Source organism: Variovorax sp. dw_954, assembly GCF_018449755.1.
GTDB lineage: Bacteria > Pseudomonadota > Gammaproteobacteria > Burkholderiales > Burkholderiaceae_C > Variovorax.
The window spans coordinates 121,915-139,371 of sequence record NZ_JAAVVD010000016.1 but is presented as its reverse complement, the minus strand read 5'-3'; the positions used below and the strand labels follow the sequence as shown (position 1 = coordinate 139,371).

At 68.0% G+C, this 17,457-nt stretch carries 18 protein-coding genes; 8 read left to right on the top strand and 10 right to left on the bottom strand.

The window, feature by feature from the left end; genetic code table 11:
* Positions 1 to 86 precede the first annotated feature (86 nt).
* From HB681_RS23405 to HB681_RS23390, 4 genes are all read left to right on the top strand, one after another.
* Positions 87 to 1,079 (top strand): MDR family oxidoreductase, encoded by a 993-nt coding sequence (locus tag HB681_RS23405; RefSeq protein WP_213957263.1) that lies wholly within the window; start codon positions 87 to 89, stop codon positions 1,077 to 1,079.
* Between the two features lie 19 nt (positions 1,080 to 1,098).
* Positions 1,099 to 1,881 (top strand): exodeoxyribonuclease III, encoded by a 783-nt coding sequence (locus HB681_RS23400; RefSeq protein WP_213957262.1) that lies wholly within the window; start codon positions 1,099 to 1,101, stop codon positions 1,879 to 1,881.
* A gap of 265 nt (positions 1,882 to 2,146) precedes the next feature.
* On the top strand, positions 2,147 to 3,607 hold the full coding sequence (locus HB681_RS23395) for an adenylate/guanylate cyclase domain-containing protein (RefSeq protein ID WP_213957261.1): 1,461 nt from the start codon (positions 2,147 to 2,149) through the stop codon (positions 3,605 to 3,607).
* Positions 3,598 to 4,797 carry an OmpA family protein gene (locus HB681_RS23390; protein ID WP_213957260.1) on the top strand — a complete coding sequence of 400 codons (1,200 nt, stop codon included), beginning with the start codon at positions 3,598 to 3,600 and terminating at the stop codon, positions 4,795 to 4,797. Before HB681_RS23395 ends, HB681_RS23390 begins: the two co-directional genes overlap by 10 nt.
* Before the next feature lie 57 nt (positions 4,798 to 4,854).
* Here the strand turns inward: HB681_RS23390 and HB681_RS23385 are convergent, their stop codons facing one another.
* From HB681_RS23385 to HB681_RS23360, 6 genes are all read right to left on the bottom strand, one after another.
* Positions 4,855 to 5,760, bottom strand: a complete 906-nt coding sequence (locus tag HB681_RS23385) for a polysaccharide deacetylase family protein (RefSeq protein ID WP_213957259.1) — start codon at positions 5,758 to 5,760, stop codon at positions 4,855 to 4,857.
* Between the two features lie 8 nt (positions 5,761 to 5,768).
* Positions 5,769 to 7,313: an amidohydrolase family protein gene (locus tag HB681_RS23380; protein ID WP_213957258.1), complete on the bottom strand. Its 1,545-nt coding sequence runs from the start codon at positions 7,311 to 7,313 to the stop codon at positions 5,769 to 5,771.
* An 80-nt stretch (positions 7,314 to 7,393) separates the two neighbouring features.
* Entirely contained in the window at positions 7,394 to 8,185 is a 792-nt protein-coding gene (locus HB681_RS23375) for an ABC transporter ATP-binding protein (protein ID WP_256354170.1), read from the bottom strand.
* A 5-nt stretch (positions 8,186 to 8,190) separates the two neighbouring features.
* On the bottom strand, positions 8,191 to 9,138 hold the full coding sequence (locus tag HB681_RS23370; protein WP_213957257.1) for an ABC transporter permease: 948 nt from the start codon (positions 9,136 to 9,138) through the stop codon (positions 8,191 to 8,193).
* A 29-nt stretch (positions 9,139 to 9,167) separates the two neighbouring features.
* On the bottom strand, positions 9,168 to 10,238 hold the full coding sequence (locus HB681_RS23365; RefSeq protein ID WP_213957256.1) for an ABC transporter substrate-binding protein: 1,071 nt from the start codon (positions 10,236 to 10,238) through the stop codon (positions 9,168 to 9,170).
* Between the two features lie 411 nt (positions 10,239 to 10,649).
* Positions 10,650 to 11,678: an aldo/keto reductase gene (locus tag HB681_RS23360; RefSeq protein ID WP_213957255.1), complete on the bottom strand. Its 1,029-nt coding sequence runs from the start codon at positions 11,676 to 11,678 to the stop codon at positions 10,650 to 10,652.
* A gap of 103 nt (positions 11,679 to 11,781) precedes the next feature.
* Between HB681_RS23360 and HB681_RS23355 the strand changes: the two genes are divergently transcribed.
* Together HB681_RS23355 and HB681_RS23350 are read left to right on the top strand one after the other, a co-directional pair.
* Positions 11,782 to 12,639, top strand: a complete 858-nt coding sequence (locus tag HB681_RS23355) for a DMT family transporter (protein ID WP_213957254.1) — start codon at positions 11,782 to 11,784, stop codon at positions 12,637 to 12,639.
* Between the two features lies 1 nt (position 12,640).
* On the top strand, positions 12,641 to 13,420 hold the full coding sequence (locus HB681_RS23350; RefSeq protein WP_213957253.1) for an aspartate dehydrogenase: 780 nt from the start codon (positions 12,641 to 12,643) through the stop codon (positions 13,418 to 13,420).
* A 130-nt stretch (positions 13,421 to 13,550) separates the two neighbouring features.
* Here the strand turns inward: HB681_RS23350 and HB681_RS23345 are convergent, their stop codons facing one another.
* Genes HB681_RS23345 through selD form a run of 4 tightly spaced genes read right to left on the bottom strand, consistent with a single transcriptional unit; the run spans position 13,551 to position 15,931 of the window.
* Complete coding sequence (locus HB681_RS23345) at positions 13,551 to 14,033, bottom strand: GNAT family N-acetyltransferase (protein ID WP_213957252.1); 483 nt, start codon at positions 14,031 to 14,033, stop codon at positions 13,551 to 13,553.
* Between the two features lie 25 nt (positions 14,034 to 14,058).
* Positions 14,059 to 14,322 (bottom strand): hypothetical protein, encoded by a 264-nt coding sequence (locus tag HB681_RS23340; protein ID WP_213957251.1) that lies wholly within the window; start codon positions 14,320 to 14,322, stop codon positions 14,059 to 14,061.
* 23 nt (positions 14,323 to 14,345) lie between these two features.
* A complete protein-coding gene (locus HB681_RS23335; protein ID WP_213957250.1) occupies positions 14,346 to 14,822 on the bottom strand; it encodes a peptidylprolyl isomerase in 477 nt (158 codons plus the stop codon).
* Positions 14,823 to 14,875: 53 nt separating this feature from the next.
* Positions 14,876 to 15,931 (bottom strand): selenide, water dikinase SelD, encoded by a 1,056-nt coding sequence (gene selD / locus HB681_RS23330; RefSeq protein ID WP_213957249.1) that lies wholly within the window; start codon positions 15,929 to 15,931, stop codon positions 14,876 to 14,878.
* An 18-nt stretch (positions 15,932 to 15,949) separates the two neighbouring features.
* Between selD and mnmH the strand changes: the two genes are divergently transcribed.
* Positions 15,950 to 17,008, top strand: coding sequence for a tRNA 2-selenouridine(34) synthase MnmH (mnmH, locus tag HB681_RS23325; protein ID WP_213957248.1), 1,059 nt, complete (start codon positions 15,950 to 15,952; stop codon positions 17,006 to 17,008).
* A gap of 111 nt (positions 17,009 to 17,119) precedes the next feature.
* Positions 17,120 to 17,422: a hypothetical protein gene (locus HB681_RS23320; RefSeq protein ID WP_213957247.1), complete on the top strand. Its 303-nt coding sequence runs from the start codon at positions 17,120 to 17,122 to the stop codon at positions 17,420 to 17,422.
* Positions 17,423 to 17,457: the final 35 nt, after the last annotated feature.

Here is a 17,457-nt window from a genome sequence, read left to right as displayed (position 1 = left end):
TCGTCGGCGGATTTGGCTGTGGGTGTGGCCGTGTCGCAGGCGTTGCGGCATGCTCCGTCCACATTCCATCCATTCCAGAGAGACACATGACCTTCGACGCACTGCTCCTCACCAAGGCCGAAGACGGCAGCACCCAGGCCGCCATCACCTCGCTCGACGAGGCGCAATTGCCGGAGGGCGAGGTGCGCGTCAACGTCGCGTACTCCACGCTCAACTACAAGGACGGCCTGGCCATCACGGGCAAGTCGCCGGTGGTGCGCAAGTTCCCGATGGTGCCGGGCATCGACTTGGCCGGCACCGTCGCCGAGAGCAGCGACGTGCGCTACAAGCCCGGCGACGCGGTGCTGCTCAACGGCTGGGGCGTGGGCGAGACGCATTGGGGCGGCCTCGCCCAGCAGGCCCGCGTGAAAGCCGATTGGCTGGTGCCGATCCCGGCGGGGCTCGACGCGCGCCAGTGCATGGCCATCGGCACGGCGGGGTACACCTCGATGCTGTGCGTGATGGCGCTGCAGGCGCACGGCGTCAAGCCCTCTGACGGCCCGGTGCTCGTGACCGGCGCGAATGGCGGCGTCGGCACCATCGCGATCGCGCTGCTGGCCCGGCTGGGCTTCGAGGTGCATGCCTCGACCGGGCGTGCCGCCGAGGCCGAATATCTGAAGCACTTGGGTGCGAGAGAAATCGTCGACCGCGCCACCTTGTCCGCGCCGGGCAAGCCGCTGCAGAAGGAGCGCTGGGCCGCTGCCGTCGACAGCGTCGGCAGCCACACGCTGGCCAACGTCTGCGCGAGCCTGCGCTACGGCGGCACGGTGGCCGCTTGCGGTCTGGCGCAGGGCCTGGACCTGCCGGCCAGCGTTGCGCCCTTCATCCTGCGCGGCATCACGCTGGCGGGCGTGGACAGCGTCATGGCGCCGCATGCGAAGCGGGTCGAGGCGTGGGCGCGGCTGGCCAGGGAACTGCCGCTGGATCTGCTGGAAGCCAACACGGAGACGATCGGCCTCGGCGCCGCTGCCACCGCCGCGTCGAAGCTGCTGGCCGGCCAGGTGCGCGGGCGCGTGCGGGTGGACGTGAACGCGGCCTGACCCGCTGGCCCGGCGGCTCATGCGCATCGCCTCGTACAACGTCAACGGGGTGATCAATCGCCTGCCGCAGCTGTGCGCCTGGCTCGACGTGACGCAGCCCGACGTGGCCTGCCTGCAGGAACTCAAGTGCACCAGCGCCGCGTTTCCGGCGAAGGAACTGCGGGCGCTGGGCTACGAGGCGCTGGTGCTCGGCCAGCCCACCTGGAATGGCGTCGCCATCCTCGCGCGCGGGGCGCCGCCGCTGGAAACGCGACGCGGCCTGCCCCTGTTGAAAGGCGAGCCGGCCGACACCGAAAGCCGCTACCTCGAAGCTGCGGTCGACGGCATCGTCATCGCCTGCCTCTACCTGCCCAACGGCAACCCCCAACCTGGGCCCAAGTTCGACTACAAGCTCGCCTGGTTCAAGCGCCTGAACCGGCATGCGGCCAGCCTGATCAAGACCGGGCACCCGGTGGTCCTCGCGGGCGACTTCAACGTGGTGCCGACCGATGCCGACATCTACTCGACCGCGTCATGGAAGGACAACGCGCTGCTGCAACCCGAGCCCCGCGCTGCATGGCGGGCCTTGCTCAAGCAGGGATGGACGGACGCATTGGAACGGCAGTTCCCGGACAAGACGCCCTACACCTTCTGGAGCTACCTGCGCAACCGCTGGCCGCGTGATGCCGGGCTGCGGATCGATCATGTGCTGCTGAGCCCGTCGGCAGCCGGACGCATGACCAATGCCGGCGTCGACAGGGCGGTGCGCGGGCTGGAAGGCGCGAGCGACCATGCGCCGGTGTGGGTCGAATTGACGGATTGAGGCAGCCTGTGCCTTGACGCGAAGACCCTGGGCTCCCGATCTCTTCGACTGCCGAACGTTGACGAATTCCGAAGGTCACCGAAGGCCGTCAGGACTTCCCCGCATCCGCCGTGGCCGGAGGCGGCAAGGCAGCCCGTTTTGCGCTTAGGATCGTGATTGTTACTATATGTGAACAATCCGCGCCTCCGCCGATTCCCTCCTCGACCTCATCCCCTCCCGTGAGTCCCATCCGACGGTGCAACCGGCTTTCGAAGCAGTTGCCAACGTGAACGCAGCCGCGCCACCGCCCTCCTGGGTGTGCAGCGTCCTGTACCTGCAACCCGCCCGCGACCTGAAGTGGGACGCCGCGGCCATGCCGGCCTGGCCGGACGCGCTTCGGACGCTGGTCCGCAGGATCCTCGCGGGCATTCCGGTCACCGAATACACCCTCTTCCCTACCGGCGAAGGCATCGCCATCGGCTTCCTGCGAGATGCCGAGGCGGCCATGACCGCCGTCTTCCGGCTGACGCCCGCGCTGCACGATGACGCGTCCCCGGTGGTCCGGGCGGGCATCCATGCGGGCGTGGTGATGTCCGGCATGGACGGCAACGGCCATCCCAGCCTGTTCGGGGATGGCGTCGATGTGGCGGCCCGCGTGATGCAGCATGCGAGCGCCGGCCAGATCCAGGCGTCCGCGGAGTTCCGCGATGCGCTGGGCCACCTTTCGAGTGACTATCGACCGGTGTTCGTGCCGAGCGGGAGCTTCACCGAAGGCGATGGCCGGCAGGTGGGCGCCTTCCTGCTGACGCGGCCGCCGTCGGAATTGCGCATGCGCCTGGAAGCGCGCCATGGCGTCAAGCCTGTCGCCACGCTGGCACCACCCGCGCCACCCGCGCCACCCGTGCCTGACGTGCCGGCCGCGTCCGCCGCCTCCGCCGCATCCGCCGCCTCCGCCGCATCCGCCGCCTCCGCCGCATCCGCCGCGCCGGAGCCGGTGGTGACGACCGAGCAGCAGATCCTCAAGACGATCAGCACCTGGATCCTGCCCTTCAACGCCCTGGCCGCCTTCGTGGGCATCGGCATTTCGTGGCTGGAGCGCCTGGCTCCCGGTGGCTCGCTGACCCGGATCGGCTTCTTCGCCAGCCTGGGCCTGGCGGTGGCCATTGCGTTGCTGGACTTGATGCGCGTGACAGGGTGGCCGGCCGCACTGTGGGCGCGCCCCGGCAAGCTGTTGCGCGGGCTGGGCAGCCGTGCGGCGACCGTGCTCAGCGCCATCGTCACGGTGATGTTCGGCTTCTGCGCGCTGGTGCTCTCGCCGGCGAAGCCTGCGGAGCCGGCGCCCGCGGTTGCAACGCCGCCGAGCGTGACGGTTCCCGCGCCGGCCGTTGCGGCGCCGCAAGGCAGGTCATCGCCATCGCCGCAACCGCAGCCGCAACCGCAGCCTGCGCCGCAGCCAGCACCCAAGCCCGCCGAGCCTGCGAATCCCCCGTCGCAATTGCCAGCCGCCCCGCTGTCGCCGCAGTCTGCCCCGGCCGCCGTGGCCGCCAGATCGGCGCCCTTGGCCGACCACCCCGCACGCAAGCCCGAGACCCGGCTACCCGCCACGGCAAGCAGCGATCCGTCCGCCCGCACCGAGGCGAAGCGCGCCGCCACCGCCACCCAATGCAGCGATATCGTCTCGCGCGCCTCCCTGGGCGCCCCACTGTCCCCTGCCGAAGCCGAAACCCTGAGATCCCGATGCCGATAGCCTTCCCCAAAGTCCACGCCACGCTGCGCGCCCTGCTGTTGATCTGCATCGTCACCCTGGCAGCCTGCGCGGCCCATGTCTCCGAGCGCGAGACTGGCGTGCCCTTCGAGCAGGCGGTGGACCAGTCGGTCGACGACCTGTTCGCGCAGACGCAGAAGTTGCCGGCTTTCATGGCGACGGTGGAATCGAAGGTCAAGCCCTCCCAGGCCATCGTCATCGACCCTTTGCTGGACGGCACCAGCGGCCAGCAGACCGATGCCACCAAGGGGGCCGAGCAGCGCATCACGGAGCGCGTCCGCCTGCGCTTCCGCCAGTTCTCCGTCTCGACCTTCGACGCTTCCGGTCTCGCCGGCGCGCAATACGTGCTGAACGGCACCTTGACCCGGACCGGCTCGGGCCAGTACCGGCTCAGCCTCGCCCTGACCGAAATCAAGTCCGGCGTGGTGCTGGCCCAGGCCGCGTCACGCGTGGCCGACAGCGCGCTCAATGCCAATCCGACGGCGGCCTACCGCGACAGCCCGGTCATCGCGAAGGACCGCGTCGTCGAAGGCTACATCCGCACTTCGCAGACCCGGGCCGGGCAGCCGGCGGACGCGCTGTACCTGGAGCGGCTGCCGACCTCGGCGCTGCTCGCGGATGCCAATGCCGCCTACAACGACAAGCGCTATGCCGATGCGCTGGCGCGCTACGAGGCCGCGTCGCAGCGCCCGGATGGCCAGCAGATGAGCATCTACAGCGGCCTCTACCTGACCCAGACCCAGCTCGGCCAGCGCGAGGCCGCGGAGAAGACCTTCGGGCAGATGGCCCGGCTCGGCCTCGCGACCAACAACCTCAGCGTCAAGTTCCTGTTCAAGCCCGGGTCGACAGACTTCGTCGGCGATGCGCGGGTCAGCGGCCCCTACCCGATGTGGTTGCGGCAGATTGCGCGCCAGAGCGCACAGATCGAATCCTGCGTGGTGGTGACCGGCCACACCAGCAAGACCGGTTCAGAGACGGTCAACGACCGGCTCTCGCTGCAACGCGCCACGGTCGTGAAGAAGCGGCTGGAGACGGAAACACCGGAGCTCGGGCGCAAGCTGCGGGAAGCCGGCCTCGGATTCCGCGAGAACATCGTCGGCACCGGCACCGACGACATGCGCGACGCGTTGGACCGGCGCGTCGAATTCAAGGTCGTGGGCTGCGTCTCATAGCGCGCCGTTCTGCATTGGTCACGGCCTGCGTGAGATTGGGATCGAGCAGCATCAGCTTCACGACACCGCGCCAGGCTTGACGTTCGCGAGCCAGTGGCGCGCGATCTGCTCGCGCGTGGCGCACCAGGCACCGCGGCTCTGGCGAATATGGGCCAGCAGCTTGGCGAGCCCGCCGATACGGCCGGGCCTGCCGATGATGCGCGTGTGCAAGCCGATCGACATCATGCGCGGCGCGTCCCGCGATTCGCGCAACAGGCATTCGAAGGCGTCGATCGCGTAGTCCGCGAAGTCATCGCCGCGCACATACGCGAAGCTGTCGAAAAAGCGCATGTCGTTGGTATCGAAGGCGTAGGGCAGCACCAGGTGGGCCCGGTCGGCGACCTGCACGTAATAGGGCAGGTCGTCGTTGTAGGCGTCGCTGTCGTAGAGGAAGCCGCCGTGCTCGACCAGCAGCCGGCGCGTGTTGACCGAGGCGGACGACTTGGTGTGCCAGCCCACCGGCGCGCGACCATGCAGCCGGTGGATGGTTTCCACGCTGCGCGCGATCCGCTCGCGCTCTTCGTTCTCCGCCATGCCCGCATGCGACTCCCAGCGCCAGCCGTGGCAGCAGACCTCGAAGCCCTGCTGCGCCGCGTCGCTGGCGATCCAGGGCGTTGCTTCGAGCGCACGCGCACAGGCGTTGAGCGTGAGCGGCACGCCGCTTTCCATCAGCAGGCGCGTAATGCGCCAATAGCCGACGCGCGCGCCGTACTCGAACTGGCTTTCCATGCAGAGGTCGGGCGCGCCCAGCACTTCGTGGTTGACCTCGTGCCGGCTCTCGTTGCGCTCGTCGCCCGCACTCAACGAAAGCTCGGCGCCTTCCTCGACGTTGAGAACGAAGGACACCGCCAAGCCCGCGTCGCCGGGCCAGCGCAGCGCGGGGTAGTTCCAGCGGTAGCCGGAGAAGTCGCGGGTGGCGTTCATCGGTCGATCTACGTGCGGGACGACGGGCCGTAGAACGGCTGGCGCGGCGGCTCTTCCTCCAGGTAGTCCACATAGAAGGCCTTCACATGCGGAAAGACTTCCTTGCCGAGCCAGCGCCGTTTCTCCTCTTCCGGCGTCCGCGGCTTCGACAGCATCTCCGCGATGTCACCCAGCACCTTGTCACGGTCGATGTACTTGAAGCGGCCCTGTGCGTAGATCGGGTCTCCGCCGACGTAGACGGTGTCGACGTGCCTGGTCGATGCGCGCTGCATCAGCGCATCGAGCGGCGGAATGTCGGTGTCCTGGAAGGGCCAGGTGGCGCCGTGGTAGTCGATGGCCACCGCGTCGAAGTTCATCCCCACGTCGAGCCGGCCGATCTCGCCACGGAAGGCGGTCGTCTTCGCGCCATGCTCGGTCGCCATGCGCAGCACCTGTGGGCAGCTGGGCACCTCGTCTTCGTCGAGGCCCGGCACGCGATGCGCTCGCAACGCCAGCTTCATCTCCTGGAGCATGTCGCGGTCTTCGTTGATGCCCGCTTCGTCCAGCCCCATGCCGATGGTCACACCGCGCTTCTCCAGCGCGTTGACCGGCGCGATGCCGCTGCGCAAGCGGAAGTTGGAGCTGCAGTTGTGGCACACGCAAGTCGACGTGTGCGCCACGATGTCGACGTCTTCCTCGGTGAGCCAGACCGCGTGGCCGAGCGTCATCCACGGGCCGAGCGCGCCCATCTTCTCGAGATGCTTGACGGCGGTGGTGCCGGTGCGGCGGCGCGCGTATTCCTTCTGGTAGACCGTCTCCAGCAGGTGCATGTGCATCGGCACGTCGTCGGCCTTGGCCTGCTCGACCAGCGTCAACAGGCCATCGTCCGTGATCCAGTGGAAGTTGGCCGGCGCGAGCTGGATGCGCGTGAGCGATTCGTTGGCGTTGTCGTCGCGCAGCACCTTGTAGAGCTTCATGTGATCGTCGAGGCTCATGGTCGCCTGCTTCAGGTGCGCGGCCAGCGGCACGCCGATGTCGCTCGGCAGGCTCGCGCAGAACTTGGCGTCGTCTTCGTACACGAGGCGGTTCTGCTCGCGCACCGAATAGCAGTACGAGGCACGCAGGCCGATGGCGCGGTAGGCGCGCAGCACGGCGCTCGACGATTCATGCACCTGCTCGAAACTGCCGCGCAGCCAGCCGTGGATGTGCTGCACCGTGGTGATGCCGGAGGCGATCATCTCGAAGGCCGAATACAGCGTGTCCAGGTAGCCGTCGACCGTGCGCGCCGCCATGCGGCTCGCGAACCACAATTCCAGCGCGTGGTCGGGCGAGCCGAGTTGCAGCGGTGTAAGGCCGACGTGATGGTGGCTGTTGACGAAACCCGGCAGCAGCATGTGCTGCGAATGCTGGGTGACCGGCGCATCGGGGAATCGCATGCGCATCTCGTTGAACGGGCCGACGGCAACGACCTTGCCGTGCTCGTGGACGAGGGCGCCGTCGTCGATGACCTCGGGCGTGTGGCGGTCGCGTACGCCGGTGACGATCCATTTCGCGCGAACCATGGCTTGTGTCATGGGGTGTGTCTTTCTTCAGTGTGTGGCAAGCCGCGCCGACGGTTCCAGAACCGTCGGGCGTGCGAGAGGTTTGAACAGATCTAGAGGGACGCTTCCTGCTCGAGGAAGGCGCGGTCCACTTCGTCGGCCAGCAAGTCGGCCAGGTGCTGCTGCAGCTCGATGAGCAGGGGGTCGCGCATCGAGCGCGGACGCGGCTGCTTGACCGGCACGATCTCCTTGATGCGGCCCGGCCGCGCGGTGAACACGACGATGCGGTCCGCCAGCGCCAACGCTTCATCGATGGAGTGCGTGACCAGCAGCACGCTGGCGCCGCTCGCGCGCCAGACCGCGAGCAGATGGCCCTGCATCTTGGCCCGCGTCTGGATGTCCAGTGCCGCGAAGGGCTCGTCCATCATCAGCACCTTGGGCTGCATCGACAGCGCGCGCGCCAATGCGGCGCGCTGGCGCATGCCGCCCGACAGCTCGTCGGGTCGCTTCGAGGCGACATCGCCGAGTCCCACCTTGCGCAGCAGTTCCAGTGCCGTCGCCTGCCGTTCGGTTGCAGGCACGCCCTGCAGCTTCAGCCCGAACGAGACGTTGTCCGCGATGGTGAGCCACGGGTACAGCGAGGCCTCCTGGAAGATCATGCCGCGCTGCGGATCCGGCCCGGTGATGGGCACGCCTTCGCAGAGCAGCTCGCCTCCGGTGGCAGGCTCGAGGCCCGCGACCATGTAGAGCAGGCTGCTCTTGCCGCAACCCGACGGCCCGAGCAGCACGACGAATTCGCCGGCCTTCACTTCGAGGTCGAGATCCGCCACGGCCGACACCGCCTTGGGCGTGTCGGGGTTCCAGACCTTGCGCACCTGGCGCATGCTGATCATCGAATTCATCATCGCCATCACCTCCCCGCCATGGCCGAAGGGCCGACCCACCACAGCACGCGCTGCTGCACCCACAGCAGGCCGCGGTCGAACGTGAAACCGAGCACGCCGATCAATGTCATCGTGAAGAACACGAGGCTCGCGTTGAAGGTGTTGCGCGCCATCATCACGATCTGACCGAGTCCCGAGCCGACGCCGACCGCCTCGGCGATGAGCACCACCATCCAGGCGGCAAACAGGTTCAGGCGCAGCGTCACGCACAGGCTGGGCAGGATGGCCGGCAGGATGACCTGGCGAAACAGCTGGCGCTTCGTCGCACCCATGATCCGCGCGACCTGCAGGTAGGCCGCCGGCACCGAATCGATCTGCGACAAGGTCGACAGGACGATGACGAAGAACACCGAGATGCACACCAGGAAGATCGCCGGCACGTTGCCGATGCCGAAGACGAACACCGCTACTGGCAGCCACGCCACGGGCGAGATGGGCGTCAGCAACGTGGTGACGGGCAGCACGAGCTTGCCGAAGAGCTTGAAGTAGCGGATCGCCACGCCGATGGCCACGCCCGCCACGAAGCCGATGGCGAGCCCGAGCACGACGCGCATCGATGTCCACGCCATGACGAGCAGCACCGACAGGATGCCGCCGCCTTCGTCGTCCGGGCCACGAAAGCCCGGCGCGTCGAAGAACTTGAACTGCTCCGGCAGGTTGGCCAGGAACAGGTGCGGCGGCGGCAACAGCAGGGGATCGGCGATGCCTCGCCACCAGCAGAGCTCCCAGATGGCGATGAAGGTGCCGACGGATGCGATCCACCAGAACACGCGCGCCGCGAGTTCGCGGCCACGGCCCGGTGGATGGTGGGACTTCGCCATGGCGGCCTTGTCGGCCTTGGGTGCCACGGGCGAAGGTGCAGGGACAGGAAGAGAGGCGGGCGCGTCCGCGCCGCCGAGCGACATGGATGTCATGGGCTGTTTCGGTTGCAGGTCTGCAGGCATCAAGTCGTGACGGTCTTGAGCTTGAGCGAGGCGTAGAGGTCCTTGTTCTCGGCGATGACCTGCTCGAGCAGGGTCCAGTCGATCGCGGCGCGGGTGGGGATCTTCTTGATGTAGCCCAGTTCCTTCATCGACTGGCCGCGGTCCAGGATGAACTGCGTGTTGTTGCGCTGGTCGATCATCGCGGGCTGCTTGGCGGCCGCCATCTTGGCGGACTCGAGCGATGTCTTGTAGTACTCGCCGACGGTGTCCTTCATGGCCGCGTCCGGGTCTTTCTCGGCCTGGCTTTGCGCAAGCATCATGGCCTTGATGATGGCCTTCACCGCCTTCGGGTTCTTTTCGATGAGGGGTGTGCGAACGGCGAGCACGCAGTCTGAGTAATGCGCGCCATACAGGTCCTTGCCGTCCGAGATGATGGTCGAGCCCTTGCGCAGCGTGAGGCACTGCGTCGCATAGGGCTCGACCTGGCAGGCCGCGTCGATGGCGCCGGAGGTGAAGGCCTGGGCCAACTCGGGCGAACTGTTGAAGTAGCGCACCTGCACGTCCTTGAAGCTCAGGCCGCCCTTCTTCAGGTAGTCGTAGGGAAGGACTTCGAGCGTGTCGGCCTGGAAGGTGCCGATGGTCTTGCCCTTGAGGTCGGCTGCGCTCTTGATGCCTTCCTTCGCGGTCAGGATGCACCCTTCGACCCCTGCGCCCGCGACGATCTTCACCGGTGCGCCGGCGTCGTAGAGCGTCATGAAGTTCGAATACGGGATCACCGACATCTCGACCTGCCCCGAGCCGAACAGCGTGGCGATGTCGGCGTTGGTGGGCGTCACGACGAAGTCCAGTTCCACGCCATCGGCCTTGGCCAGGTCGCGCTTCTTCGCGAGGAAGAAAGCCAGGTTGCACAGGCCTGCGCCGTGCGTGGCCTTGATCCTCGTCGTCTCCGCGTGGGCCGCGGTCGACATCAGCATGGTGGCCAGGCCCGCCGGCATGGCGATGCTTGCGCTGGCGACGCCACTGGTCTTCAGGAAACCGCGGCGCGAGAGTTCAACGAGTTGGGAATGGGTTCTGCCGTTGCGTTCACACATGATGACTACCTCTACGTTGCAGCGCACCCGGCGTGCGCTCATTGGGACAAGGACGTGGTCCTCGCGAGGTAGGTAGATTGCGGTCGGCCTACACAAGCGATTCCCACGTTTCGCTTGGCACGCCAACCGGAGGGCTTTCGCCCTGCGCTGGAAAGCATTTAGCAAGAGCCGTTCCACCGGGTCGGTCGTGGCAGTTCGCTGGTGAGGAGAACGATTGGCTTAGTCACGCAAGGCGACTCCGGCCCGTGGTAACCCATCGTGGTGCACTGGGCATGGTTTTGGCGCACGGCGGTGGACCGCCGCGCCGCGTTTCAGCGACGAGCCGAAGGCCGATACGCCCCTCGACGTTAGCGGGCGACGCGTCGACTCAAGGCGTGCGGCGCCGCGCGAATCTGTCAGCCGGCACTCACCTCAGCGCTGGCCCCGCTCGTTGAGCATCGGAAACCCGCGCTGGTGCCACACCGGGTACGCCGCCGGCACATCGCTCGCCGCATCCAGCGCCGCCACCTGCTCGGTCGTCAGCTTCCACCCGACCGCGCCGATGTTCTGCACCAGTTGCGCCTCGTCGCGCGCGCCGATGATCACGCTGGCCACGGTCGGCCGTTGCAGCAGCCAGTTCAGCGCCACCTGCGGAATGGTCTTGCCCGTTTCGGCGGCCACGGCATCCAGCGCGTCGACGATGCGGAACAGCCGCTCTTCCTCGAATTGCGGCCCGGTGCCCGCGATGTCGTGCGCGCGCGTGCCGGGCTTGGCCGGCTGGCCGCGGCGGATCTTGCCGGTGAGCTTGCCCCAGCCCAGCGGGCTCCAGATCACCGCGCCCACGCCCTGGTCGAGGCCGAGCGGCATCAGCTCCCACTCGTAGTCGCGGTTCAGCAGCGAGTAGTAGGCCTGGTGCGCCACGTGCCGCGGCCAGCCGTGGCGGTCCGACACGGCCAGCGACTTCATCAGGTGCCAGCCCGAGAAGTTCGAGCAGCCGATATAGCGCACCTTGCCCGAGCGCACGATCTGGTCGAGCGTCGACAAGGTCTCCTCGACCGGTGTGTTGTAGTCCTGTCCGTGCAACTGCAGCAGGTCGATGTGTTCGACGCCGAGCCGCAGCAGCGCCTTGTCGACCGCGTCGATCAAGTGCTGCCGTGACGAGCCGTAGTCGTTGGGTCCGTCGCCCGACGGAAAGGTGGCCTTGGTCGAGATCAGCAGCCGGTTGCGCTTGCCCTTGATGGCCTGGCCAAGGATCTCCTCGGCCAGCCCCGAGGAGTAGCCGTCGGCGCTGTCGAACATCGACACGCCGTGGTCCAGGCACACGTCGATGAGCCTTGTGGCGCCGCCCGCGTCGGTCGAGCCCCAGGCCTTGAAGAAGTCGTTGCCGCCGCCGAAGGTGCCTGTGCCGAAGCTGAGCGCGGGCACGCGCAGGCCGGAGTGGCCGAGACGCCGATGTTCCATGGTGATGAATCCTTGCGTTGCTTGCGAAGACGAAGCCCCGCAATCTATCCCTTTGCGCAGGGACGTGCAGGCGGGCAAGATTGGCGCAAAACCACGCACGCCCATGCCCACCTTCAAGACGATCGCGCTCACCGCGGCGGCGATGCTCGCCTTCGCCGCCAACTCGCTGCTCTGCCGGGCCGCGCTGCAACAGGCCGGCATCGACCCGGCGAGCTTCGGCAGCATCCGGCTGGTGTCGGGCGCGCTGGCGCTTGCCCTCATCGTTCGCATGCGCTCGCAGCCCGCGCCGCGTGGCGCAGTGGACCGGGTTGCGCCGCTCATGCTGTTCGCCTACGTGGGCTGCTTTTCATTCGCGTACCTGAGCCTGTCGGCCGGCACGGGTGCGCTGATCCTGTTCGGCGCGGTGCAACTGACGATGTTCGGCGCGGGCCTGCGTGCGGGCGAGCGCTTCGACACGGTGGCGCTGGCCGGCCTGGCGCTGGCAGTCGGCGGCCTCGTCTATCTCGTGTCGCCGGGCGTCGCTGCCCCGCCGCTACTGGGCGCCGCGCTGATGGCCATTGCCGGCGTCGCATGGGGCGTGTACTCGCTGCGAGGTCGCGGCGTGACCGATCCGCTGGCCGCCACCGCACGCAATTTCGCCTGGGCGGCGCCGTGGGGGTTGCTGCTCAACCTGCTGTTCGTGCAGGGCGTGCATGCGAACGCCAGCGGCGTCGCGCTGGCCGTCGCATCCGGCGCCATCACCTCGGGCCTGGGGTACGTGATCTGGTACGCCGCGCTATCCCATCTTTCCGCGATGCGGGCAGCGACGGTCCAATTGTCGGTGCCGTTGATCGCCGCGCTGGGCGGCGCGCTGATGTTGACGGAAGCCATTACGCCGCGCTTAATTGCCTGCTCTGCAGCGATCCTCGGCGGCATTGCGCTGGTGCTGTTCGCTCGGTCGCCGACGCGAAGGAAGCCCTGACATGATGCATGTGACATTCATCGGTGCTGGTGCCATTGCGACCGAGGTCTTCGACCGCCTCGCGCCGTATCACAACGCGCTGCAGATCACCGCGGTGGTGCGTGCCGACGCCTCGGCCCGGACCTGGCGCGACGTGCCGGTGTATTCGTCCGTGCCCAACGACTACTGCGACCTCGTCATCGAGATGGCTGGCGAGGCCGCCGTGACCCAGCACGTGGTGCCGGCCTTGCGCAACGGCGTGCCCTGCTTCATCTGCTCGGTCGGCGCACTGGCCGCGCCGCAGGTGCAGGCGGCCGTGCGCGGCGCCGCCCAGCAAGGCGGCACCACCGCGCAACTCATGAGCGGCGCGATCGGCTCGCTCGATGCGTTGGCCGCGGCGGCCATCGGCGGACTCGACCGCGTGCACTACACCGGCCGCAAGCCACCGGCCGCCTGGGAGGGCACGCCCGCCGATGCGCCAGGGGCGCTGGACGCGTTGACGCAGCCCACCGTCATCTTCGAAGGCAGCGCGCGAGACGCGGCGCTCAAGTACCCGCAGAACGCCAACGTCGCGGCCACCATCGCGTTGTCCGGCGTGGGGCTGGACAAGACCCGCGTCACCCTCATCGCCGACCCCTGCGTGCAGTGCAACGTGCATCACATCGAGGCATCGGGTGCCTTCGGCCGGCTCGATTTCTGCTCGCACAACCTGCCCTCGCCGGACAATCCCAAGACCTCAGCGCTCGCGGCCTGGAGCGTGGTGCGCGCGGTGCTCGACAGGGTGAGCGCATTCAGGTCGTAGCAACGCTCAGAAGGTGTGAAGATTTCGTAGCGAGGGCGCCGAGGTCGGGTTGAGGACCGGAGCCGCACTCTCGTGCGGTGAGGACCGCAGGCCCGAGATCGGTGGCCGCAGTAGAAATATTCACACCTTCTCAGTCGCCGGCTGTGGTGCCCAGCATCTTGCGCATGCGCGCGTTGCGCAGGCGCTCGCCGCGCACGTCGACCTGCTGGCGCTGTTCGACGACGAAGCCGCAGCGGGTGAAGAAGCCTTCGGCGGAAAGGCTGACGTTCGCATGCAGCTGGCCGATGCCGCGTGCATGAGCCGACTGGTGCAGATGCGCCATCAGCGCGGTGCCGACGCCGTGGCCGCCGAATGCGCCGTCCACGAAGAAATGATCGATGAGGCCCGCCTCCTGCAGGTCGGCAAAGCCGGCGATACGGCCTTCGAATTCGGCGACGAAGGGCCGGTTGGTGCGCAGCCGTTCGGCCCACGCGGCGGCGTCGTAGTCGTGAGGCGCCCAGGCTTCGAGTTGCGCCGGGGTGTACCAGGCCGTGCCCATCTGGTGGACGGAGGCGTGGAAGACGGCGCGCAGCGCGGCTTCGTCGGCGCCGGGTCGGAAGTCGCGGATGCGCATGGGACCGGCGCCGCGCAATGGATCGCTATTGCCCGACCACCGACCAACCTGCCTTCTGGTTGGTCTTGTCGTTCTCGTATTCCCACTTGGTGCCGCAGGCGTCGCAGCGATAGGTGGTGACGTTCACCGAATGCCCCTCGCGCTCTTCCTTGCGCGTGGACTGCTGCACCAGCTCGGCATGGCCCGGGGCCTTGCGCCAGTTGCGCTGGATGCCGGCGCAACTGGTGCAGAGCGGCATCTTCTTCTGGTCGGCGGCGCGGGCTGAGCGCTTGGGGTCGACGGTGGTCATGGTGTGCCCGATCGTGGTGGCGTTCAATGGTGATGGCCGTGCTCGCCATGCACGTGGCGATGCGCGATTTCTTCCTCGGAAGCCGCGCGTACTTCGGTGACCTTGAGGCTGAAGCGAAGCTCCATGCCGGCCAGCGGATGGTTGCCGTCGAGCATCACGACAGGGCCCTTGATCTTCATGACGTTGAAGATCTGCTGCTCGCCCTTGTCGTTACGCCCTTCGAGCTGGCCGCCGACCTTCACGCCGGGCGGGAATTCCGACTTGGGGATGGTGCGCACCAGCGATTCGTCGCGCTCGCCGAAGCCGTCCTCGGGCTTCAGCTCCAGCGTGACCTGGTAGCCGGGCATGCGCCCGTCGAGCGCGGCCTCGATCTTGGGCAGCGTGTTGCCGTAGCCGCCGTGGAGATAGACCATCGGGTCCTTGCTCTCCTCGATGAGCTTGCCCTTGGCGTCCGCGACCTTGTAGCGCAGGGTGACGACGGTGTCTTTGGTGATTTGCATGGGGGTGATTCTCTCGCAGGTCTCTTGGGCAGCTTGTGTCGGAGCGCGAAGGTTCAGGCTTTGAACGACACGCCCACCGCAGCCCCCGCCACCGCGGGCCGCAACGCACCGATGGCCGCTGCCTGTGCAAAGCCCGCCTTGCGGAACGCATCGAGCACGGCCGGCGCCGCATCGGGACTACAGGTGACGAGCAGGCCGCCGCTGGTCTGCGGGTCGGACACCAGCGCGCGCTGCCAGTCGGCTGCCGCTGCCGGCCATGCGATCTGACCACCATAGCCGGCCCAGTTGCGCCCCGATGCGCCCGTGACGATGCCCTGCTGCGCAAACGGCAGCGCGCTCTCGATCAGCGGCAGCGCGCCGAGCGACACCTCGGCCGCGAGCCCCGAGCCGCGGCAGATCTCCAGCAGATGGCCGGCCAGGCCGAAGCCGGTCACGTCGGTCATCGCGTGCAGGCCGTCGAGGCCGGCGAGTGCTGTGCCGACCCGGTTGAGCTGCGTCGTATGCCGGAGCATCTCCGCGTAGCCCGCCGCATCCAGCAGCCCCTTCTTCAGCGCCGCCGACAGGATGCCCACACCCAGCGGCTTGCCCAGCACCAGCACGTCGCCCGCCTCGGCCGCCGAATTGCGCCGCACGCGATCCGGATGAACAAGCCCGAGCCCGACCAGCCCGTAGATCGGCTCCAGCACGTCGATGCTGTGCCCGCCCGCGATCGGGATGCCGGCCTCGCGGCAGATGCTCGCGCCGCCTTCCAGCACGCGGCCGATCACCTCGGGCGGCAGCTTGTCGATCGGCATGCCGACCAGCGCCAGCGCCATGATCGGCGTGCCGCCCATCGCGTAGATGTCGGACAGCGCGTTGGTCGCGGCGATGCGGCCGAAGTCGAACGGGTCGTCGACGATCGGCGTGAAGAAGTCGGTGGTGGCGACCAGCGCCTGCGTGTCGTTGAGGCGGTAGACGGCCGCGTCGTCGCTGGTCTCCGTGCCGACCAGCAGTTCCGGCGGCACCAGGCCCTGCGGTGCGCGTGCCAGAATCTCCGCCAGCAAGCCGGGGGCGATCTTGCAGCCGCAACCGCCGCCGTGCGAGAAACGTGTGAGAGCGATCGGTTCCATGCCTTCGAGAATAAACCCATGACCCATCGCGGCCCCGTGCGCGTCGCCGACATCCGCGCTTTCGACGCGTTGATCGATGCGCGCACGCCCGCCGAGTTCGCGCTCGACCACATCCCTGGCGCCATCAACTGCCCGGTGCTCGACGACGAGGAGCGCCGCATCGTCGGCACCCTCTACAAGCAGACCGGCGCGTTCGAGGCGCGGCGCGTGGGTGGCGCGATGGTCGCCGCCAACCTGGCGCGGCACCTCAACGGCCCCTTCGCGGACAAGCCGGCGGGCTGGAAGCCGCTGGTGTACTGCTGGCGCGCCGGGCTGCGCAGCGGCTCGATGGTCACGTGGCTGCGCCTCGTCGGCTGGGATGCGCAGCAGCTTGCCGGCGGCTACAAGAGCTTCCGGCATCACGTGCTCGATGAGCTGGCGGCGTTCATTCCGCAACTGAGATTGCATGTCGTCTGCGGTGCCACCGGCAGCGCCAAGACGCGCGTGCTCCAGGCGCTGGAAAGACGCGGCGCGCAAGTGCTGGACCTCGAAGGCCTGGCGCGGCACAAGGGTTCGCTGCTGGGTGCATTGCCGGGCGTGCCGCAGCCCTCACAGAAGGCCTTCGAGACGCAGCTGGCCACGGCGCTGGAGCGCTTCGATCTGGGGCGCACGGTGTATGTCGAGGGCGAGAGCGCGCGCATCGGCCGCATCACATTGCCGATCCCGCTGGCCGAGCGCATGCGCGCCAGCGACTGCATCGAGATCGTTGCAACGCCCGAGGCGCGGCTGGCCTACCTGCTGCGCGACTACGCCTACCTCGGCGACGACCCCGAGGCGCTCGCAAGACAACTCGGGCTGCTCAAGGAAATGCAGGGCAAGGAAACGGTCGGCCGGTGGCAGGCCTGGGCGCGCGAGCATGCGCTCTCGCCGCTGTTCGACGAACTGATGCGCAGGCACTACGACCCGCATTACGCGCGCTCGCAGGAACGCCACTTCGCCCACTGGAAGGCGCGCCGCGCCGTGGTTGCGTCGGACCTTTCCGACGCGGGGATCGAGGCCTTGGCTGACGCGGTCTTGGCCTTGCCGTCGCCAAACTGAAGCATCCGGTTGCGCCTTGGTGCAACCATAGTTCACTGTTTTTAGGGGTTTTCCGTGCTTGCTGTGCGCCTCCAGCAGGCGTCCACTCCATCTTGTTCGAGGAAAGCAGCCATGTACTCCCGATACGCGCGCGTCGTGGTCTTGCTCGGTGCAGTCCTGGCCGTGTCAGCGTGCGATCGCAATGCACCGGCGGTGCCTGCACCCAAGGCGGAGAGCGCGCCGATTCCCGGCGCGGCAGCGTCTGAGATCAAGCCGCACGCGGGCGGCGAGCTTCCCGCGTCGGCGGCACCGGCCGGTCCCGCCGAAGGCTCGACCGCCATCGGCGGCATGACGGGCGGCAAGCAGGACGGCGGGGCTGCGAAGGGCGGCGCGCCCGAATCGACCGGCGGCGACGGCACGACGGCGAAGCCATAGGACAGGGGGCGGTCGGAGCAGGAAGCAACTGGCCG